The 21,909-nt window shown below is 65.8% G+C and carries 13 protein-coding genes; 3 read left to right on the top strand and 10 right to left on the bottom strand.

Going from position 1 to position 21,909, the window contains the following annotated elements:
- The 9 genes from GGR23_RS08525 to GGR23_RS08485 form a co-directional block, all read right to left on the bottom strand.
- Window positions 1-5,234, bottom strand: a 5,234-nt coding sequence (locus tag GGR23_RS08525) for a beta strand repeat-containing protein (protein ID WP_246365048.1), incomplete at its 3' end; no start/stop codon positions are given.
- A gap of 552 nt (window positions 5,235-5,786) precedes the next feature.
- Window positions 5,787-8,114, bottom strand: coding sequence for a calcium-binding protein (locus GGR23_RS08520; protein WP_183365745.1), 2,328 nt, complete (start codon window positions 8,112-8,114; stop codon window positions 5,787-5,789).
- A gap of 104 nt (window positions 8,115-8,218) precedes the next feature.
- Window positions 8,219-9,784 (bottom strand): calcium-binding protein, encoded by a 1,566-nt coding sequence (locus GGR23_RS08515; RefSeq protein WP_183365744.1) that lies wholly within the window; start codon window positions 9,782-9,784, stop codon window positions 8,219-8,221.
- Between the two features lie 287 nt (window positions 9,785-10,071).
- Complete coding sequence (locus GGR23_RS08510) at window positions 10,072-10,968, bottom strand: L,D-transpeptidase (protein WP_246365043.1); 897 nt, start codon at window positions 10,966-10,968, stop codon at window positions 10,072-10,074.
- A gap of 176 nt (window positions 10,969-11,144) precedes the next feature.
- Window positions 11,145-11,636, bottom strand: a complete 492-nt coding sequence (locus GGR23_RS08505; RefSeq protein ID WP_183365743.1) for an ImmA/IrrE family metallo-endopeptidase — start codon at window positions 11,634-11,636, stop codon at window positions 11,145-11,147.
- Window positions 11,629-12,108: a hypothetical protein gene (locus tag GGR23_RS08500; protein WP_183365742.1), complete on the bottom strand. Its 480-nt coding sequence runs from the start codon at window positions 12,106-12,108 to the stop codon at window positions 11,629-11,631. The genes GGR23_RS08505 and GGR23_RS08500 overlap by 8 nt, the downstream gene beginning before the upstream one ends.
- A gap of 291 nt (window positions 12,109-12,399) precedes the next feature.
- Window positions 12,400-12,846: a GyrI-like domain-containing protein gene (locus GGR23_RS08495; RefSeq protein ID WP_183365741.1), complete on the bottom strand. Its 447-nt coding sequence runs from the start codon at window positions 12,844-12,846 to the stop codon at window positions 12,400-12,402.
- Window positions 12,847-12,965: 119 nt separating this feature from the next.
- A complete protein-coding gene (locus tag GGR23_RS08490) occupies window positions 12,966-13,166 on the bottom strand; it encodes a hypothetical protein (protein ID WP_183365740.1) in 201 nt (66 codons plus the stop codon).
- 285 nt (window positions 13,167-13,451) lie between these two features.
- Window positions 13,452-15,749, bottom strand: a complete 2,298-nt coding sequence (locus GGR23_RS08485) for a sensor domain-containing protein (RefSeq protein WP_183365739.1) — start codon at window positions 15,747-15,749, stop codon at window positions 13,452-13,454.
- Window positions 15,750-16,051: 302 nt separating this feature from the next.
- On the opposite strand from GGR23_RS08485, the gene GGR23_RS08480 reads away from it, so the two are divergent.
- From GGR23_RS08480 to GGR23_RS08470, 3 genes are all read left to right on the top strand, one after another.
- Window positions 16,052-17,419, top strand: coding sequence for a TIGR03808 family TAT-translocated repetitive protein (locus tag GGR23_RS08480; protein ID WP_183365738.1), 1,368 nt, complete (start codon window positions 16,052-16,054; stop codon window positions 17,417-17,419).
- A gap of 161 nt (window positions 17,420-17,580) precedes the next feature.
- Window positions 17,581-18,555, top strand: coding sequence for a LysR family transcriptional regulator (locus tag GGR23_RS08475; protein ID WP_183365737.1), 975 nt, complete (start codon window positions 17,581-17,583; stop codon window positions 18,553-18,555).
- Between the two features lie 240 nt (window positions 18,556-18,795).
- Window positions 18,796-19,455, top strand: a complete 660-nt coding sequence (locus tag GGR23_RS08470; protein ID WP_183365735.1) for a glutathione S-transferase family protein — start codon at window positions 18,796-18,798, stop codon at window positions 19,453-19,455.
- 351 nt (window positions 19,456-19,806) lie between these two features.
- Here GGR23_RS08470 and GGR23_RS08465 read toward each other — a convergent pair whose 3' ends face one another.
- Window positions 19,807-21,732 (bottom strand): O-linked N-acetylglucosamine transferase, SPINDLY family protein, encoded by a 1,926-nt coding sequence (locus GGR23_RS08465; RefSeq protein WP_183365733.1) that lies wholly within the window; start codon window positions 21,730-21,732, stop codon window positions 19,807-19,809.
- Between the last annotated feature and the right edge of the window lie 177 nt (window positions 21,733-21,909).

Raw genomic sequence — 21,909 nt, 5'->3', positions numbered from 1 at the left:
TCCAGATTGGCCCGCACGTTCGGGGCGAGGTTGAAGACGAAGATGTCATTGCCCGCGCCGCCGGTCAGCCGGTCGTTGCCGAGGCCGCCGGTCAGGGTATCGTTGCCGGTGCCGCCGCTCAGCGTGTCGTTGCCGATCCCACCGAGGAGCGTATCGTTGCCGTCGCCGCCATCGAGGTTGTCGTCACCGACGCCGCCGTCCAGGGTGTCGTTGTTCAGACCGCCCAGCAGCGTGTCGTTGCCGATCCCGCCGTTGAGCGTGTCTTCCCCGTCGTCACCGTTCAGCGTATCCTGGCCGTCACCGCCATCGAGCGTATCCTTCTCGGCGCCGCCGCTCAGCGTGTCGTTGCCGATGCCGCCGGTGAGCGTATCCTCGCCCTCGCCGCCATCCAGCGTGTCGTTGCCGGCGCCGCCGTCCAGGGTGTCGTTGCCGGCCAGGCCCTTCAGCACGTTGTCGTTCGAATTGCCCTTGATGACATTGGCCAGCGCGTTGCCGGTGCCGTCTATCTTTTCGGTGCCGGTCAGCACGAGGTTTTCGACATCGCCCTTGATGCCGCTGTTCACGGTGACGACCTCGGCTGCCTTCTTCATGCGGCCCTGCCCGCTCTGCACCGGCGGCACGACGGTGAGGGTGAAGCTGACGGAAGAACGGACCTCGTCGGTGCCGTTGCCGCCGGTTTCGTTGACGATGTCGTTGAGGTCGTCGACCACGTAGATGTCGTTGCCCTTGCCACCGATCAGCGTATCCGCACCCTTGCCGCCATCGAGCGTGTCATTGCCGTTGAGGCCGGAGAGCGTGTTCTTGGCTTCGTTGCCGGTGATCTGGTTGTCGAGAGCATTGCCGGAACCGTTGATTTCGGCGGTGCCGGTCAGGATCAGGTTCTCGACCTGGCCCAAAACCCTGGCGCCGAGGAGAAGGCTCAGGGTGACCGCGCTCTTCACGGTATCGACGCCGAAACCGCCGCTTTCATCGATGGTATCGCTGGCGCTGTCGACAATATAGGTATCGTTGCCCTCGCCGCCGCGCATGGTGTCGTCACCGGTGCCGCCATCGAGCGTATCGTTGCCGGCGCCGCCGAGAAGCGTGTCGTTTTCGGTACCGGCTTCCAGCGTGTCGTCGCCGATACCGCCGTTGAGGATATCGCCGCCCGCACCGCCCTTAAGCTTGTCGTCGCCGTCGCCGCCGTTCAGTGTGTCGTTTTCGGTGCCACCGTCCAGCGTATCGTTGCCGGCGCCGCCGTTCATGACATCCACGCCCGCGTCGCCGTTCAAATTGTCATCGCCATCCCCGCCGTTCAGGGTGTCGTTTTCGGTGCCGCCTTCCAGCGTATCGCTACCGACGCCGCCGTTCATGATATCAACACCCGCGCCGCCGAGCAATTTGTCGTCGCCATTCCCGCCGTCCAGGGTGTCGTTTCCGGCGTTGCCGACGAGTATGTCGTTGCCGTCCATGCCGGACAGGGTGTCGTTCAAAATGTTGCCGGTAATCTTGTTGTCGAGGCTGTTGCCGCTTCCGATATGGCCCGAGTTGACGGCAACGAAATTGATGTTCTCCACTTCGCCGCGCACGCGAGCGTCGCGGCTGGGATCCAGATCGAAGTCGCGCCCATTGAAATCGATCGTATCGATGCCGTCGCCACCCTGTTCATCCACGATATCGGCGCCCATCATATAGAGATAGAGGTCATTCCCTTTGCCGCCGATCATGACATCGCCGTTGCCGCCGCCATCCAGCGTGTCGTTACCGTCAAGGCCGTAGAGCGTGTCGTTGCCGTTGCCCCCGGTAATCTTGTTATCGAGACCGTTGCCATAGCCGATCATGTCGGTGTCGCCGAGAAGCACGAGATTCTCGACATCGCCGCGGACATTGGGATTGCGCAGATCGTAGGAGCCATTGCTCCGGATGGTGTCGTTGCCGGCGCCGCCATCCGCCTTTTCGTCAACGATGTCATCCAGGCCATAGACAGTGTAGATATCGTTGCCCGCACCGCCGATCAGGGTGTCGTTGTCGCTGAGATCGACCCCTCCGCCCGACAGCGTGTCGTCGCCGCCCATGCCGCGCAGCGTGTTGTCGCCGCCGTTGCCGGTGATGCTGTTTGCTCCATCGTTCCCCGTGCCGTCGATGTCGCCCGTCCCCGTCAGGATGAGGTTTTCGAAATCGGCGACCAGGGTGTAGGTCCGTGCCGTATTGATCGTATCCGTCCCCTCCTTGCCTGAGATCGTCATGCGGCTGACATCCACGTCTCCCAGTATGAAGGTGTCGTTGCCGGAAGAGCCCTCCACCGTCTCGATGCCGGTGAGCCTGGCGAAATCCACCGTGCTTTGGGCCGTCAGCTTCAGCGTATCATTGCCGTCCTTCCCGTCGAGCGCAGCGGACAGCGTGCCGCTGAATGTGAAGGTATCGGCTCCCGACGTGCCGTTGACGGCCTCGATGCCGATCAGCTTGTTCAGGTCCAGCGTGCCTTCTGCCAGCAGATCGACCGTATCGTTGCCGCCCTTGCCGTCAATGGTCATGGTGTTGCCGGCCTTGACCTTGAACGTATCGGCAAAATCGCTGCCATCCACCAGTTCCACGTTGGTGATGTTGGAAAGGTTCAGCTCGCCGCCGTCCTGGGTGGAGACGAGAACCACCTTGTCGCTCGCCCCACCCCGGCCGTCGATCGTCATCAGCCGGTTTGCGGCGACACGGAAGGTATCGTTGGCCGTATCGTCGCCCTGGAAGATCTCGATCCCGGTGTAGATATCGCCGGAGAGATCGTTGACCCCGCCCCCGACGAACTGGACCGTATCGCTGCCGGTCTTGCCATCGATCTTGATGGTGTTGCCGCCATTGACGCGGAACGTATCCGCCGAGTCCGCCAGACCGTCTGCCAGCTCGATGTTGGAGACGCGGGTGAGATCGAGCGTGCCGGTGGAGGCGAGAACGATCTTGTCGCCCGTGCCGCCGCGCCCGTTTATGGTAAGCTGGCTGCCGGCCGCAACCTTGAACGTGTCGTCGCCCGTATCGTCGCCGAGGAAGGTTTCGACGCTGGTATAGGTGTCGCCCGTCAGGTCGTTGACATTGGTAACGCCGACGAATTCGACCGTGTCGCTGCCGGTCTTGCCGTCGATCTTGATCGTGTTGCCGCTCAGCACCTTGAAGCTGTCGGCGGTGTTATCCGTGCCCTCGAACCTTTCGATGCCGGTGTAGCGGCCGTTGACTGTCGTATCCAGCGTGCCGCTGCCCGAGAGGCGGACGGTGTCGTTGTTGCCGCCCTTGCCGTCGATCGCGATGGTATTGCCGTCCTTCACAACGATCGTATCGTCGCCCGCAGTGCCTTCGGCATGCTCGATATTGCTCATCCGGGTGAGATCGAGCGTGCCGGTGGAGGCGAGGATGACCTTGTCGTCCGTGCCGGCGCGCCCGTCGATGGTTAGCTGGCTGCCGGACCCAACCTTGAACGTATCGTTGCCCGCATCGTCGCCGAGGAAGGTTTCGATGCCGGTGTAGGTGTCGCCCGTCAGGTCGTTGACATTGGTAACGCCGACGAATTCGACCGTGTCGCTGGCGCCCTTGCCGTCGATCTTGATGGTATTGCCGCTCTCTACCAGGAACGTATCCTCAAGATCCGTGCCCTCGAAATTATCGATGTCGGAGAACCGCGACCTGGTGTCGAGCCTGCCGCCCCCGATAAGGCGGATAGTATCGTTCCCGCCCTTGCCATCGATGTCGAAGGTTGTGGAACGGTTTACTTCAAAGGTGTCGTCGCTGCCGGTGCCTTCGAACCTGTCGACCCTTGTGTAAGTGCCATTGACGGTGGTATCCAGCGTGCCGCCGCCGGACAGACGGACGGTATCGCGACCTCCGCCGGTACCGATAACGATGTCGTTGCCTGCCTTCACGATGAAGGTGTCGTTCCCGGCCGTTCCATCCGCAAATTCGATGTTGGACATGTTGGTAAGATCGAGGGTACCGGTGACCGAGAGCCGGACCGTGTCATTGACGTCGCCACCGCCGTCTATGGTCAGCTGTGTGCCGGAGCCCACGACGAACTCGTCCCGGTCATCTGTGCCTTCGAACCTCTCGATGCCGACGTAGCGGCCGGCCACGGTCGTATCCAGCGTGCCGCCATTGATCAGGCGGACGGTGTCGTCGCCGGTGCCACCCTTGCCGTCGATGCTCCTGTCATTGGATGAACCGACGACGAAGGTGTCGGCAGTGTTTTCCGTGCCTTCGAAGTTCTCGATGCCGACGTAACGGCCGGCCACGGTCGTATCCAGCGTGCCGCCGCCCGAGAGGCGGACGGTATCGGCGCCAAGCTTGCCGTCGATCTTCGCGGTGTTGGTGGAATTGACGATGAAGGTGTCGTTCTCCGTATCAGTGCCTTCGAAGTTCTCGATGCCGGTGTAGCGGCCGGCCACGGTCGTATCCAGCGTTCCGCCGCCCGAGAGGCGGACGGTGTCGTTGTTGCCGCCCTTGCCGTCTATCGCGATGGTGTTGCCGTCCTTCACAACGATCGTGTCGTCACCCGCAGTGCCCTCGGCAAGCTCGATGTTGCTCATGTTTGTGAGGTCGAGCGTGCCGGTGGAGGCGAGGATGACCTTGTCGCCCGTGCCGCCGCGCCCGTTTATGGTAAGCTGGCTGCCGTCCCCAACCTTGAACGTGTCGTTGCCCGTATCGTCGCCGAGGAAGGTCTCGATGCCGGTGTAGGTATTGCCCGTCAGGTCGTTGACATTGGTAACGCCGGAGAATTCCACCGTGTCGAGGACTCTTCCGCCCTTGCCATCAATGTTAACCGTATTGCCGCTCAGGACCTTGAAAGTATCGGCGATGTTATCCGTCCCTTCGAAATTGTCGATGCTGGTATACCGGCCGTCGACGGTGGTATCCAGCGTGCCGCCGCCCGAAAGGCGGACGGTGTCATAGCCGAGCTTGCCGTCGATGCCGGTGATGGTCCGCAGGGTGTTGGTGCTGACAATGAAGGTATCGTCGCCGGCCGAGCCCTCGAGCTTTTCGATGCTGTTGAAGGTCGTCGGCAGGGTGGTGTCCAGCGTGCCGGCCTCCCGCAGCTTGATCGTATCGGTGCCGCCGAGGCCGTCGACACTGTCGCCCGCGCTCAGGCCGCCGTTGTTGGCGAGAAAGGTATCGCCGCCCGTCGTGCCTTCGACCGTCTCGGCGCCCGTGGTGAGGTGGGGGTCGCCCGCGTTGACGTTTACGGGAGTGTTGTTGCGGGTTACTGTGATCGTTTCGGCCATGTCAGGTCCTCCGTATGACGGGATGCGATTCCGTTCGTTATTGCTAAATTTAGCATATTCGGGCTTTTTCACATGTCAACGGAAGGTTGCGCGATTCCCGGTGGATCATTTTCGGGCCATGTCTCACCGCACGTTGCAGCAGGTGGGCGGGGCGGGGTTGGGTTTGGGGGGCGGCACCCTCCTTTGGCTCGCACGGCGTTGAGTTTGCCGCACCGCACCCCCCTCTGGCCTGCCGGGCGTTGCGTTTGCCGATGTGCACCCCCCTCTGCCCTGCCGGGCATCTCCCCCTCAAGGGGGGAGATCGGGATGGGGTTTATGATGGCAGTCCCCAGCAGACGTTTCTGCGGATGAGACGTTTGTTGTATGGGGAAATCAAAAACCGCGAAGTGGATCTCCCCCCTCGCGGCGAGCGAAGCTCGTCCGCCTGGGGGAGATGTCCCGGCAGGGACAGAGGGGGGTGCCGTGCGCCAAACTCAACGCCGTGCGAGGCAGAGCCCCCCATCGCCAAACGCCACGCCGGCGCGCCGGCGCACCGGCCTGCATCCCCCCGCCTCAGGTCACCCAGAAATCGGCGTGGGTGAGGGCGAGGGCGGGTTTGAGGCGGGCGAATTCGAGGGGGCGGGTGGAGCCGGTGCCGTCGGGGTCGTAGAGGAGCGCGCCGGTTTTGGTGTTGTAGAGGAGGTAGTCGTCGCGGTCGAACGCCGTGCCGGTGGCATTGGCGGCGAAGAAGGCCTTGGAGAGGGTGCCGGGGGTCTTCAGGCGGGTGAAGATGGCGTTTTCGAGTTCCAGCCTGTCGTCGACGACGCTGAAATCGGTGATGCGGTCGATGTTGGTGCGGCCGTCGGGGGCGGTGTCGAAGCGGAAGCTATCGCGCCCTGCCCCGCCCGTCAGGCTGTCGGCGCCGGCCCCGCCGGACAGCACGTCGTCGCCGGCCCGGCCGTCCAGCCGGTTGGCGCCCGCATTGCCCTGCAGGAGGTTGGCAAGGGCGTTGCCGGAGGCGGAAAGGGCGGGATTGCCCGCCAGCACCACATTTTCCACCTCGCCGAGGAAACGGGCGGCATCGGCGAGATCGACCGGGATGAAGGCCTTCACCACGTCCGTCTCGTGCAGGCCGGGCGACTGGTCCTGCTTCTCGTCCACCACGTCGCCGGCGTTGTCGACCACATAGGTGTCGCGCCCCTTGCCGCCCACCATGAGATCGGCGCCCCCGCGCCCGTCGAGCGTGTCGTTGCCGCCCCCGCCATAGAGCCGGTTGGCCCCGGCATTGCCGGTCAGCCCGTTGGAAAGCGCGTTGCCGCGCGCCGTCAGCGGCAGGGAGCCGACAAGCGTCAGGTTCTCGATCGCCCCCTTTGCATGGGCGGTATCGATGAGGCTGAAGCTGACGGCGCTTTCCACCGTATCGGTGCCGAAGCCCTCGCTTTCGTCCACCACGTCGCCGCCGGAATCGACCACATAGGTGTCGTTGCCATCGCCCCCGTTGAGGATGTCCTCGCCAAGGCCGCCGTCCAGCCGGTCGTTGCCCGCATTGCCGGACAGCCGGTCGGCGCCCGCCCCGCCCTCCAGCCGGTCCTGCCCCGCCCCGCCGGAAAGCGTGTCGTTGCCGTCGAGGCCGGACAGGATGTCGTTGCCGCCCGCGCCGGACAGGATGTCGGCGCCGCCTGCCCCCGTCAGCCGGTTGTCGAGGCCGTTGCCGCTGCCGTTGTGGCTCTGCCCGCCGGTGAAGACGAGGTTTTCGAAAGCGCCGACGAGCTGGCCGTTGCGCGCGGGATCGAGCGTATAGTCGGCCTCGGCCGTTTCCACCGTGTCGATGCCGCCTCCCTCGGCCTCGCTCAGGATGTCGTCGCCGTCGGCCACATAGGTGTCGTCACCGCGCCCGCCGAAAAGCCTGTCTCCCCCCGCCCCGCCATCCAGCCGGTCGTTGCCGTCGAAGCCGGAAAGATCGTTCTGGCCCCGGTTTCCGGTGATGCGGTTGTCCAGCCGGTTGCCGAAACCCATGTAGTTGCGCTCGCCGGCGAGGATGAGGTTTTCCACGTCGCCCAGCACGCCGGGGCTGCGCAGATCGAAGGAAACGCTGCTGATGACGGTATCGATGCCGTCGCCGTCGTCGGATCGCTCGTCGATGATGTCCTCGGCCATGGCGACGATGTAGGTGTCGTTGCCGCGTCCGCCGATGAGGATGTCGCTGTCCGAGCCGTTGAAGGCGCCGCCATCCAGCGTGTCGTTGCCGGCAAGGCCGCGCAGGATATTGTCGCCGGTGCTGCCGCGGATCTCGTTGTCCAGCGCGTTGCCGGTGCCGTCGACGTCGGCATCGCCCGTCAGCACCAGGTTTTCCACGTTGTCGCCGAGACGGTAGCTGCCGGCGACGTTGATCTCGTCCGTGCCGCCGCCGGCCGCCTCGAAGACGCTGTCCTCGGCATCGATGAAATAGCGGTCGTTGCCCTGGCCGCCGCGGATGAGGTCCTTCGAGCGCGAGCCCACTATGGTATCGGCCAGATCGCTGCCCTCGATGGCGGCGATGTTGCGGAGCGTGACCAGCGAGAGATCGAGCGAACGCGCGCCGCCGCTCATGCGGACGATGTTCTGGCCCGTGCCGCCGTCGATCTCGGCGATCTCCTGCGGGCGCAGGCTCAGGAAAAAGATGTCGTCGCCCGAAGAGCCGAGGATCTTCTCGATCGACACGAGGCCCGTCAGGTCCAGCGTGCCGGCGTTCAGAAGGCGCACCGTATCGGTGCCGCGCCCGCCGTCCAGCCGGTCGGCGGGGCCGAGGCTTCCGGGCTCGAGATCGAAGACGTCGTTGTCGTCCGTTCCGGAAGGCGGCGCGGCGGATGCCGGTGCCGGAAGTCCGGGAAAAATGGTGCGGATCAGGTCCCGGTCGCTCATGCCGTTCAGTCTCTCCCCCTTGCGGCCGGCCCCGGGGGCGTTACCCCGGAGCGGCCGCGAAGGTGAGAATATTCTTTATTTCTTATCTTAAGGTTTCGACCGGATCAGATCACGGTGAAATCCGCCGCCGTCAGGCTGGGTGCGCCCTCGAGCGTGGCGATCAGGAGGGCCGCGCCCTTGCCGCTGCCATCGGCATCGTAGAACAGCTCGCCGGTGCGGGTGTTGTAGACCACGTGATCGTTGCGGTCGGCCGCAAGCCCGCGGTCGTTGGCGGCAAAAAAGCCGGCATTCAGCGTGCCCGTTGCCTTCAGCCGCGAGAAGACGGCGTTCTCCAGCTGGATGGTGTCGTCCTCCACGCTGAAATCGGTTATCCGGTCCGCATGGGTGGCGCCGGGGGCGCTGTCGAAGAGGAAGCGGTCCTGCCCGGCGCCGCCGGTCAGCGTGTCGCGTCCGGAGCCGCCCTTCAGCACGTCGCTGCCGGCGCCGCCGAGAAGGGTCTCCGCCCCCTTGCCGCCGAACAGCGTGTCGTTGCCCTCCGAGCCTTCGAACCTTTCGATGCCTGACGCCTCCGAGAGCCTGTCGACGCGCAGCGTTCCGGCCGTTGCGAGCTTCAGCGTGTCGCTGCCCTGCCCGCCGTCGAGCGCGGAGCGGAAGGCGGCATTGTAGAGGAACACGTCGTCGCCGTTGCTGCCGGTGATGCGCTCGATGTTGACGAACCGGCCGAGATCGATCTGGCTGCCACCCTCGATGCGCACGGTATCGAGACCCGCCCCGCCATCGATGACGTTGCAGGTGCCCATGCCGGTGGCGCCGAGAACGAAGGTGTCCTTGCCCGAGGATCCGAGGATCCGTTCCACGCCCGTGAGACCGGCGAGGCTGGAGAGAACCATGGTGCCCGCCGAGGCAAGCTTCAGCGTATCCGTGCCGAGCCCTCCGTCGAGGACGGTGCGCAGGCCGGGGTTGTAAAGGAAGACATCGTCGCCCTCGCTGCCGGTGACGCGCTCGATGCTGGCGAACTTGCCGAGATCGAGAAGGCCCCATTTCACCAGGCGGACGGTATCGGTGCCCGCCCCGCCGCGGATCACGGTGGTGTTGTCCGCCGCAACGAGGAAGGTGTCGGCCTCGTCATAGCCTTCCACCGTTTCGATGCCGGTGAACTTGCGCAGGTCGAGGAGCCCCGCCTCGAGCATCTCCACGGTATCGTCGCCGCCGCCGCCCAGGATCGTCGTCTCGTTCCCGGCGGCGACATAGAAGCGGTCATTGCCGGAGGTGCCTTCGACCTTCTCGATGGAAGTCATCCAGGCGACGTTCAGCACGCCCGATTCGACCATGCGCACCACGTCGAAGCCGTCCCCGCCGTCGATGTCGTCGATATCGCCCATCCGCGAGGGAGAGACGATGAACGTATCGTTGCCGGACGAGCCCTCCAGCCGCTCGATCCCGGCGATGCGCGTGGCACGGGTGATGTCGAGCGTGCCGCCGCTGGTGAGCTTCACGGTATCGTAGCCGTCGCCCCCGTCGATATTGTCACCCGCGGTGAAGCCCTCGGGTCCTGCCAGCAGCAGGTCGTCGCCCTCGGTGCCGGTGTAGGTGTCGGCGCGCGGGGTCAGCGTCGGCGTATCCACACCATCGCCGCCCGCGGCCTGAAAAGATCTGGCCTGAAAAGTCATGTGAACATTCCCTCAATACATGATGCACGAACAAGGGGGCGTCAGCACGGGGAAGCCGGAGATGGAAAAGGGCCCTGCCTCCCGGTGCAGGCAGCAACCTGCCGCCCGCCATGGGAGCGACCATAAGTTGAAGGTGTTAAAGCTCTGATATGAAACATTGCTAAAGGAAGGCTGCGCCGCCGCCTCTTATTTTAGCTGTTTCTGTTTATAAGAATCGGGCCCGGGAAGGGCCGGGAAAGGCTGCCGTTCCCCGGCAATCCGCCGCCCGGCGGGGGCGATGCGGTGCCTCACATCACGACGATCTCGGCCTTTTCGGGCAGGCGGTCATAGAGGTCGATCACGTCCTGGTTGAGCATGCGCACGCAACCGGAGGAGACCGCCTTGCCGATGGAGCGCCATTCGGGCGTGCCATGGATGCGGTAGAGCGAGTCCTGGCCGTTCTGGAAGATGTAGAGGGCGCGCGCGCCGAGCGGATTGTCGAGGCCCGGGTTCATGCCGCCATTGGCGGCGGAATACTGGGCGATCTCGGGCTGGCGCTGCACCATTTCCTCCGGCGGGGTCCAGCGGGGCCAGCGCTGGCGCCACTGGATGACGCCCCGGCCATGCCAGCCGAAGCCCTTGCGCCCGAGACCGACGCCGTAGCGCATGGCGCGTCCGTTGCCGAGCACGAGATAGAGATACTTCTCCTTGGTGTCGACGATGATGGTGCCCGGCCTGTCGGCGCTGGGGAAGGCCACCTCGCGGCGCAGATACTTCGCGGGGATGCGCTTGTAGGGCACCGCCGGCAGCATCCGGTCCTTGTCCTGGAAGGTGCCGTACATGGATTCGTATTCCGGATCGTAGACATCGAGCTGGCCGGGCGAGAGCGTCAGCCCGGCCTTGACCACGGGCCTCGGCGCGGCGGGATAGTTGCTGGAGGGCGGGGTGCGTCCGGGCGTGCCGGCAAGCGGCGCCTGCAACGGCACGCGCGGCAGCGTGTTCGGCGGGGCGACATAGCCGTTCGCCGTCGGCGGCAGTGCCTCCACCGGCTCCTCGTCCACATAGAAGATCGGCCGCGTCTGCTGAACGAACCGGTCGGTGTTCATGCTGCTGGTATCGATGTAGCAGCCGGACAGCAGGAAGGCCGCCCCGAGCGGCATCAGGCGAGATGCAAGGACGGCCATGCGGGCGGAAAGGACAGACATGCAAAAACCCGTTCGTGATCAGGAACTGCCCCGACCCTAGCCCCCTGCCCTTTCGCGAAACTGGCGCGGGTGGGTATCTGCGGAGCCGCTACCGGCCTGGAGGCGGAAAGCCTTGCCGGGCACGGAGAGGCAATCGCCGGACGCCCGGCGCGGCGAACCTGGCTGCACGGCCTTGCCTAGTCCAGCGGGACCAGCTGGCCGAGACTCTCCAGACGGATCCTCATCGCGCGCCTCGACACGCCATATCGAGCCGCAACCCCGGCCAGGTCCTCGAGCTGCCGGAAATCCTGAATCACCCGGTCCGCGGGCATGAGAATGTCCGCCGCAAAGCGGTTTGCCTGAATTTCGTGAAGCGGAGCAAAGGGATAGGCCGGATTGGCTTTCGCTGCGGCGCCGAACAGCCGATCAAAATGCTCTCCCTCCTCGAGCATGTCCCGATGCAGGACGTAATGCCCCAGCTCGTGCGCGGCGGTGAAACGCTTGCGCTGCGGGGACTCCAGAGAATTCACCCCGATTTCGAAAAAGCTCCCCTGCTTTCTGAAGTAGCCGGACTGCTCTCTCGGCATCGGCTCTTCCCGGTACAGGATGCCGAGCCGGGTGATGATGGCAGCCACGTCGACGGGCAACAGGTTCATGCCGCTTTTGATCGTGCCCCATTCGTCAAGCATTCTGCCCACCATCCTCGTCAAGAGCGTTGGCTATGTCCTGTTCCCGCGCAGCAGGCTGACCGGCCAACAGGCCGTGCAGCTTGTTCAGGTCTATTCCCTTCCGGTCAAAGAAGTTCTCGATCAACCGATTTCCTTCGGGCGCGATTTCATTTTCGGCAGTCTCCTTGGCGACCCGCGCGGCGACCGATCCTGCCGCCTCCCTGGCCACCGATTCGGATCTGGAACGAACCTCGACGAATCCGACCACACCGGCAAGGGTCAAGACAATACCGAGGACCGTCATGAGCAGTGAAACAAGGTCGAACCGGCCTATCTGCGCTGCAATCGCATAGGTGTCAGGCGCGATTTGCGCCCTGCCGATCGCATCGACCAAAGACCGGTCGACAAAGGGGTACTGCTTGACGAGACATATGATGAACACCCACTGGCACAGGTGGGAAACCAGAAAACCCATTCTCCAGGCTGCACTCATGGCTTCCCCCGCAACGCACGACGCGGGCGGACAGCGGATCCATCCTGCCCGGGCAATCATCCATCCCAGCCGCATTCTGGCACGGCAGGTCGGAAAAGCCTGCAGTTGCAGTCGCCGCGAAACGGTCACGCCGACAGAAACACGCGCCTTCCCCTGTTCGAGGCGTTTGCCGGCGGGCCTCTCATGACGTCACCCGACAGCCGAATCCCAGACATTGCTAATATACAAGTCTCTTGATGACAGTCAATCCTGCGTCCGCCCGGGATGGGGGCGCTGCCCGGATCCGCCCCTTCACCTCACCGGGCGGCAGAGCACGGTGGCGGGGGTGCCGTCTTCGCTGGCGGCATAGTGTTCCCAGAGCTGTTCGGCGGGCTGGTGGCCGTTTTCCTCGAGCCACAGCATGAAATCGGCCCAGGCGGTGCCGAGGCCTTCGTAGTCGCCGTGATAGACGGTGAGCGCGATCCTGCCCGCAGGCAGGGTGGAGGGCGTGACGCGGCCTTCGGGCGCGACGGGCCTTGCCACCGGCAGGCCGACCTCGAAGTCGAACCATTCCGGATCCATGCGGTGATGGCGGGAAAACCACGGGCCGGCGGGCTCTATGCCCTGGCGCGCGAGCACCTCGATGAGCTCCATGCGGCCCGCGCCCATCGCCTCGACGATCTCGGTGCGCGGCACCCTGAAGCTCACGACGGCGGTCAGCTGCTCGTCGGCTTCGACGATGCGGGGCGTTTCGAGCATGGCGGTCTCCTGGCCTCGGTTGGCAATCCAGCCTGCCTCTTAGCCGAGCCCGGCCAACAAAAAAAGGGCGCTCCCGGGCCCGCCCGCATTCCGGGAGCGCCTGCCCTGTCGCAAACGCGTCAGATGCCGCGGCCGTTCAGGGCGTTGTAGATGTTGCGCGCGACGAGAACCGATACCGGAGCGGCCAGCACGAGACCGGCCAGGAAGGCACCGCCGATCTGGGCCGGCGCCATCAGGTGCATCGTCAGTACGGCAATCACGGCGGAGCCGGCAAAGACGGTTGCGGTGAGAATGTATAGAACGGCTGCCAAACGTATCATGTCCTGTCTCCCGGCAAGCCTTCTCCGTTTCGTCCCCCGACGCCGAAGGAAGAGCTGCCACTTCATCTTGAGTTTTACTTTGTCTCGGCAGGTCCGTTTCCGGCTTTGCTGCCTTTATGGCAACACTATGCCCAAGCGCACAGCGCAGCGGTTTGATCTAGAACAATCCGCCGGGCTGCATTTTTCGAAAATTCTGTTGTTGATGAATGAAATCTTTCGGGCGGGCGTGATCTGCCCCCCCGTGCCGTCCCTTGGCGCCGTCCCTTGGCGCCGCCTCGGTGCCTCTCAGCAGGCGGTTCCCAGGAGGCGGGCGATGTCGGGTGCGCCGATGGGTGCGGAATAGAGATAGCCCTGCGCTTCCGCGCATCCCTGGCCGCGCAGGTAATCGCGCTGCTCGGGGGTTTCCACCCCTTCCGCGACCACGGTGAGGTTGAGGTCGCGGGCAAGCGACATCACCGCGCCGGCCATGGATTTCGTCGCCTGGTCTCCCGGCAGCGCATCGATGAAGGAGCGGTCGATCTTCAGCAGGTCCATCGGGAAGTTGCGCAGCACGTCGAGATTGGCGTAGCCGGTGCCGAAATCGTCCACCGAAAGCCGCACCCCGAGCGCCTTCACGGCATTCATCGCGTTGAGCGCGCCGGTGACATCGCCCATCAGCGTGTGCTCGGTCAGCTCCAGCTCGAGGAACTCCGCCGCAAGGCCGCTTTCGGCCAGCGCCTCCTCCACGTGGTTGATGAAGAGCGGATCGCAGAACTGGCGGGCCGATACGTTGACCGCCATCACCACCGGCGGCAGGCCGGCATCCTGCCAGGCCTTCGCCTGGCGGGCGGCGGTCTTCATCACCCAGGTGCCGAGCGGCAGGATGAGGCCGGTTTCCTCCGCCAGCGGAATGAACTGCAGCGGCGGCACGATGCCGGATTTCGGGTGGCGCCAGCGCACCAGCGCCTCCAGCCCGAGGATCTGGCCGGTGATCATGTTCACGCGCGGCTGGTATTCGAGGAAAAGCTCCTCGTTCTCGATGGCGCGGCGCAGCTCCTCCTCGCGGCCGATCTCGAGGCTGATCTTGATGTTGCCGGGGCCGTCGAAGACGCAGAGCGTGTCGCGCCCCATTTCCTTGGAGCGGTACATGGCGGCATCGGCGCTGGCGAGCACCGCCTCGGGCGTCTCGCCGTCGTTGGGGTAGGTCGCGACCCCGATGGAGGCGGTGGTGATGACGTCCTGCCCGCCGATCTGCACCGGCCGGGCGATGTCCTTGCGCAGCTGGTGCAGCCGGCTGATGAAGGCGGATTCCTCGCCGGGCTTGGTGAGACAGAGCATCACGAACTCGTCGCCGCCGAGCCGCACCACATGGTCGTTGCCATGCTTGAAGGCCATCAGCCGCGCGGCGAATTCCTGCAGCAGCAGATCGCCCGCATGGTGGCCGAAGCCATCGTTCACCTGCTTGAAATTGTCGATGTCGAAATAGGCGACCGAGACGTTCTGGCCGGTATGGCGCGCCTGGTTCAGCGTCTCCGCCATGAGATCCAGGAAGGCGGCGCGGTTCGGCAGGCCGGTCAGCGAATCGTGATGGGCGAGATAGCGGATGCGTTCCTCGGCGCGCTTGCGCTCGATGGCGATGCCGGCAATGTGGGTGGCGATGCTGATCAGCGACAGCTCGTCGGCGGAGGGCTCGCGCACCTCGAAGGAGTAGAGCACGAAGGTGCCGAGCACGTGGTTCTGCTGCGCGATGATGGGCGTGGACCAGCAGGAGCGGAAGCCGAAGGCGGCGGCAAGGCCGCGATAGTTCGCCCAGCGCGGATCGTTCATGATGTCGCTGACGAAGACCGGCTTGCCGGACCAGGCCGCGGTGCCGCAGGAGCCGACCATGTTGCCGATGGCGACGCCCTCGATGCGGTCGTTATAGGCGTCGGGCAGGTTCGGCGCGGCCCCCTTGTAGAGATGCCGTCCCGCCTCGTCGAGCAGCAGGATGGAGCCGAAGATGCCGGAAAGCTGCGCCTCGATGAGCAGCACCAGCACCTCCAGCACCACCGGCAGCGGCTCGCTGCGGGCAATCATCTCGAGAAGGTCGGACTGGCCGCGGCGCAGCATTTCCTGCCGCTTGCGCTCGGTGATGTCGAGGGAGAAGCCGACGATGCCGGTCACCTCTCCGCCCGGCCCGGTCACGGGCAGCTTGGAGGACAGGTGCCAGGAGGGCAGCCCGTCCTGGCCGACGAACTTCTCCTCGCGGTTCATCGCCGCCTCTCCGGTGCGGACGATCTCCTGCTCGAGGTCGTAGAAGCCCTGGGCGTCGTGGGGGCCGTAGAAGGCGAAATCGGTCTTGCCGCGCACCTCGTCGAAACTGGAGGCGCCAAGGCGGGCAAGCGTCGCGCCATTGGCAAAGAGGAACCGGCTCTGGGTATCCTTGACGAAGATCTGCGCCGGCAGCTTTTCCAGAACCGAGCGGAGGAAATCCACCTCCGCGGTCAGAAGCTCGGTGCTCTCGGTGACGATGCGGGCGCCTGCGAGCGACAGGAGGATTCGGCTTTCCTCGGACAGTTCCGCACTGCCGGTATCGCCATCACTCAAAAAGCCGGGCTTGTGCATGCTCCATTCCTTTTTCCTCGATCCAAGGCCTCCTGTCCCGGAGACATCCTAGACCGCATGCCTTTGACAATGTCTAAACAAGCACACTGGCTCGTTTTAATATATTCATAGTCTACTATTAACGCGAGCATTAAACCGCGAAAGCCCGGTCAAATCCGCGTCAATAGAGGGTTTTTCGGGGTGACGGAGCCGGACGGCGCGCCCTTCGGGCTCCGATGCACCGTGCCATAATGGCACGCCGGCGCTGGCATGAGCCTTGCAAAGCCTGCAGGCAGGACATGAAATCTTGCCGGAGCCGTCCCATGCCGACACGCCGCGCCTTTCTTCGCACTGCCCTTGCGGGCGCCGTTTCCGGTCTTGCGCTGGCACCGGCGCGGGCGGAGGGCCTGTTCCGGGAAGCGGGGCTGAGGGGCAGCATCGATGCCGGCCTGCCGGTGGAGCCGGGCGGGCGGCCGGAAGGCCAGGTCCGCCGCTTCCTGCGGGTGCTTGCCGATGCCGCCGCGCGGGGCAAGCCCGTCTTCCTGCCGCCGGGCACCTACCGGCTTTCGGGCATCGAGCTTCCCGACAATACCGATCTCGTCGGCGTGCCCGGCCGCACGCGCATCGAATATACCGGCGACGGCCGGCTTTTCCACGCGGCGGGCGCCCGGCGCATCCGCCTTTCCGGCATCGAGATCGACGGCATGAACCGCTGGCTTCAGGAGGATGTCGGCGGTCTCCTGCACTTTTCGGCGGTGGAGCGGGTGGAGATGGAGGATTGCGCCCTCTTCGGCTCCGCGCGCAACGGCCTTCATCTGGAGGGGTCGGGCGGGGAGATCCGCGCCTGCCACATCTCGGGTGCGGCGGAAGCCGGCCTCTATGCCGTCGAAAGCCGGGGGCTGGCGATCCGCGACAACCGGGTGGAAGGCTGCGGCAATGGCGGCATTCTCGTCCACCGCTATCAGCCGGGCGAGGACGGCACCCTGATTTCGGGCAACCGGGTGTCGCGCATCCTGGCGCGCTCCGGCGGCACGGGCCAGTACGGCAACGGCATCAACCTCTTCCGCGCCGGCAACGTGACGATTTCGGACAATCACGTGGAGGATTGCGCCTTTTCCGCCATCCGCGCCAACAGCGCCTCCGGCGTCTCCATCACCGGCAACCGCTGCCTGCGCTCGGGCGAGACGGCGATCTATTCCGAATTCGCCTTCGAGGGCGCGGTGATTTCCGCCAACACCGTGCACGGCGCGGCAAACGGTATCTCGGTCGTCAACTTCAACGAGGGCGGGCGGCTGGCCAGCATCACCGGCAACGTGGTGCGCGACATCACCGCGCGCGGCCCCTACCCCGCCACCGATGGCGGCTTCGGCACGGCGATCTCGGCGGAGGCCGACAGCGTGCTCTCGGGCAATGCGGTGGATGGCGCGGCGAAATGGGGCCTTCTTCTCGGCTGGGGTCCCTATCTGCGCAATGTCGTCGCCTCGGGCAACATGGTGCGCAACGCCCCCGTCGGCTGTGCGGTCAGCGTTGCCGAGGGCGCGGGCGGAGCGCTGGTCACGGGGAACGGCTTCTCGGACACGCCCGTCGCCATTGCCGGTTTCCGCTGGAACGAGCAGGCGAGCGGCGACCTGATCGCGGGCGGGGCGGAAGCCTTTGCCAACCTCACGGTCGAGCGCAACCGCATCTCGTGACCGTCTGTGCCGGGATGGCACAACCCATGCGCGCCGCAGCGCTTTCCGTTCACCCTTCCGGGCCGTTGCGGGGGGACGACGGCGCCGCTTCCCTTTGACGCCCTCAACATCAGGCCCTACTAATGGAGCGTCACGATCTAGGACAGGGGACACATCCGGGCATGGACTTTGCGGCATTCGACCTGAACCTTCTGAGGGTCCTCGACGCGCTCCTGCGGGAGGGCTCGACGGTGAAGGCAGGGGAACGGCTGGGGCTTTCCCAGCCCGCCGTCTCGGCGGCGCTCGGCCGGCTGCGGCTTGCCTTCGACGACGAGCTCTTCATCCGCCAGGGCACGCGGCTGGTGCCGACGGACCGGGTGGCGCGGCTGGCCATTCCGCTGCGCGAGGAGCTGGCGCGCATGGAATCGCTGCTGACCGACGACGGCGCCTTCGAGCCGGAAAGGGCCGCCTTCAGCTTCCGCATCGCCGGGGCCGATTATTTCGCCGAGCTGCTGATGCCCGCTCTGGCCGACCGGCTGTCGCGCACGGCGCCTGGCATCCGCCTGCATCTCGTCGATCTCGTGCGCGACGTCTATGTGGAAAGCCTCGAGCAGTTCAAGGCGGACATCGCGCTTCATCCGGAACAGGCTGTGCCGGACTGGGTGTCGCGCAGGCCGCTCGTCCATGCGGATTTCGCGCTGATCGCGGCGCGGGGTCATCCGGCGATCGCCGCCTCGGGCGCGGTGCCGGGCGAGCCCCTGCCGCTCGACCTCTATTGCGATCTCGGCCATGTGCTCTTCTCGCCGGAGGGCAATGTCGCCGCCGATGCGGACGGGCCGCTCGCGCGTCTCGGGCGCAAGCGCCGGGTGGTTCTGACGCTGCCCTTCTTCGTCAGCATCTGCCGCGCGGTGGCGCAGACGGATCTCATCTCGCTGGTGCCGGTGCAGGTGGCCGAGCGCATGGCGCCGCTGCTCGGGCTCGACCTGTTCCAGCCGCCCTTTGCGGTGCCGGGGCCGCTGCTCGTCGCCACCTGGCATCGCCGCAACGACGGCAATCCCGCCCATCGCTGGATGCGCCAGCAGATCGCCGCCGTGCTCGAGCCCTATGCGGACGAGCGGATCGAGAAGGCCGAACGCCGCTTCCGTCCCGGCCCGTGAGAGGACATGCCGGGGGCGAAAGGCGAATCGCCTGAATCGCTTGGCGGCTTTTCCTCAGACCGCGCCGAAAGGCCCGGGCGCACCTCATCCATCGGTTGAAGCGCTTCAGCCGGCGCCTGAGGATGGCGGCAAAGCGCGGCGAAGCGCACATCAGGAGAATTCATCGATGCTTCAACGGAAGACGGTTTTCTTCCGTCCCGCCTGCCTCTAGCGTCCGCTGATCTTCATCAGGAGCAGACCATGCTGACGATCTACGGTGTCTACCGCTCGCGTGCCGCGCGCAATTACTGGATGGCCCTCGAACTGGGCATTCCCTTCACCTCCGTGCCGGTCATCCAGGCGCGGCGGCTGGCCGATCCGCTGGCCGCGGACGCGCCGCTCAACACCGCCTCCCCCGCCTTTCTCGCCGTCAATCCCATGGGGCAGATCCCCGCCGCCACCGATGGCGACCTGCTGCTGACGGAATCGCTTGCCACCAATCTCTATCTCGCCCGCAAGCACCCGAGCGACCTCTCCCCCCGCTCGCTCGAGGAAGAGGGCGCCATGCTGCGCTGGAGCTTCTGGGCAATCGCCGAGGTGGAGCCGCATGCGGTGAAGCTGGTGCTCACCTACGACAACCGCGCGGAAAACACCGAGGACGGCAAGGCCACCATCGCCCTGGCGCGCCGGACGCTGAAGAAGGCCTTCTCCGTGCTCGACGCCCATCTGGCCGCAACCGGCCACGTGGTCGGCGACCGCTTCACCGTGGCCGACCTCAACCTGGCGGAAGTCTTCCGCTACGCCCAGTCGCAGCAGGACCTCTTCGACGCCGCGCCGAACGTCAGGGCCTGGATCGACGCCTGCCACGCCCGCCCCGCCTTCCGCGACATGTTCGCCCGCCGGCTGGCCGAGGCGGAGTGAGGCGTGGAGGGAGGCGCACCGCCCCCCCTTCTGTCCTGAATAGCGTGGAGTTTGCCGCACCGCACCCCCCTCTGTCCCTGAATAGCGTGGAGTTTGCCGCACCGCACCCCCCTCTGTCCCTGCCGGGACATCTCCCCCTCAAGGGGGGAGATCGACCGTGATTTTGGGGTTTCCCCAAACAACAGGCGTCTCATCTGCTGAAACGGTGGCAAGGAACTGCCCGCATCAACCCCATCCCGATCTCCCCCCTTGAGGGGGAGATGGCCGGCAGGCCAGAGGGGGGTGCGGTGCGGCAAACGCAACGCCTCGCAGGCCAGAGGGGGTGCCGTGCGGCAAACGCAACGCCGCATCCTACCCCCGGCTGCGGTCCGAAAACGCGGCCGGGCGGGGCGGGAGGGCAGGGATGTCGAGGAGGGTGGGGGCGAGGCCCTGGCGGGCGCGGTCGGCCATGAGGCGGTAGGCGGATTCGAGGTGGCGGGTGAAGCGCTCGCTGTCGAAAAGCGGCGCGCGAAAACGGTTCTGCTCGATGGTGGCCTTGAGGGCGGCGATGCGGTCCGGCGAGGCGGCGAGTGCCACGGCGCGGGCGACGAAATCGTCCGGGCCGTGGGCCAGGAGGCCGTCGATGCCCGCGGCGGCGAGCAGGCTTTCCGAGACGCGCGCCTGGAAGGCGTGCCCGCGCATGGTGAGCAGCGGCAGCCCCGCCCACAGCATGTCGGAGGTGGTGGTGTGGCCGTTATAGGGAAAGCTGTCGAGCCCGAGATCGGCCGCCGGGAGGCGGGCCACATGGGCGGCATAGGGGATCCCGGAGGTGAAGACGATGCGCTCCTCCTCGATGCCGGCCATGCGGAAGGCGCGCATGAGATTGGCGCGGGCCTCGTTGCGCTCGGCAAAGACCCAGAACACCGCATGGGGCACCGCCTTGAGAATGCGGCACCAGAGGGCGAAGGCACCGGGCGTGATCTTCTGGATGGCGTTGAAGGAGGCGAAGACGAAGGCACCCTCCGGCAGGCCGGCCTCGCGGCGGGAGACCGGTTTCGGCAGGGGCCGGTTCAGCATGCCGTTCGGCTGGTAGGTATCGGGAAGGCGGCAGAGCTTCTCCTCGAAGAAGGGGATCGCCGCATCGGGCGTGACGATCCGGTCGGTGATCGCGTAATCGAGCCCGGCGCCCATGACGGTGCCGGGATAGCCGAGCCAGGTGACCTTCACCGGCGCATCCGACCGCTTCACGACGCCGAGCCGCGCGCCCATGGTGTGGCCCTTGAGATCCACCAGGATATCGATGCCCCGCGCGGCGATCTCGGCGGCGGCGGCCTCGTCGTCGAGCGCGCCCACCCGCACCATGCCGGACACCAGATCGGCCGGCATGTGCTGCCGCTGCCAGGCCTCCTGGCCGGGCGTGGTGTGGCAGAACAGGGTGATGTCGAAGGCCTCGCGGTCATGCAGCGCAAGCACGTCCTCCAGCAGCCGCATGGTGGCATGGGCGTGGAAATCGGACGAGAGATAGCCGATCTTCAGCCGCGTGCCCTCGGGCGAGACGGGACGGCGCAGGGGCGCTGCCGGCAAAGCGGTGAGCCGGATGGAATCCGCGCTCGGCAATGCGCAGGCCCGGTCGCTGCCCGCCCAGAGCAGCCGCACCATCGACGGCTCGGAATCGGTCAGCGCGCTGCGCTGCGGATCGGCGGTGGCGCCGAGCGCCCGCTCATGCGCCTCCACCAGGGGAAAATCGGCAGTCTCGCGCGCGACCACCATGCGCGACACCGCCGCCAGCATGTCGCCGGGATCGCGGGCGCAGGCGGCCTCCAGCTCCTCGGAAAGCCGGCCGAACTGGCCCGTCAGCCGCAGCACGTTGACCATCAGGGCGAAATGCTGCGGATTGGCGCGGTCGAGCCCGCCGGCGGCGGCGGCGGCCTCGTGATAGCGCCCCTCCTCGAAGAGCGCCGCCGCGTAATCGTAGAGCAGCGCCGTCTCGCCGGGATTGAGGGCCACGGCCCGTGCCCCGAACTCGACGATGCGGCGGCGCGCGCCGGCACGGGAATAAAGGCCGATGGCAAACTTGGCGAGCATCGCCGCATTCGGTCCCGGCAGGGCGGAACCCGCGGCAAAGGCTTCCGCGGCATCCAGCATCCGGCCAAGGCGGATGAGCGTGTTGCCCTTCAGCGAGCTGAGCTCCTGCGTGCGCCCGGCAGGGGTCTTGCCGGCCGTGTCGATCATGCCCAGCGCCCGCGCGTAATCGCCGGACTGATAGGCCTGGAAAGCCGCTCTCAAGATATCGCTCATGGCTGCCCTGCCGGAGGCCGGACCCGCTTCGCACGGCACCGGCCGCGCGGCAGGTCACCGGCGCCCGCCTTTTCTTCCGAAACAAAAAACCTGTTCAAAAATAGTTATTTGAACTTCCTTTTGTTATCACCGCCCGCCTTGCTTGAAGCTGGCGGATGCGGGCGGCAGGGCCGGCGC

This window comes from Gellertiella hungarica, from assembly GCF_014197145.1.
GTDB lineage: Bacteria > Pseudomonadota > Alphaproteobacteria > Rhizobiales > Rhizobiaceae > Gellertiella > Gellertiella hungarica.
Note: the sequence above shows the minus strand (reverse complement) of the source record. Positions and strands in the feature narration are given on the sequence as shown.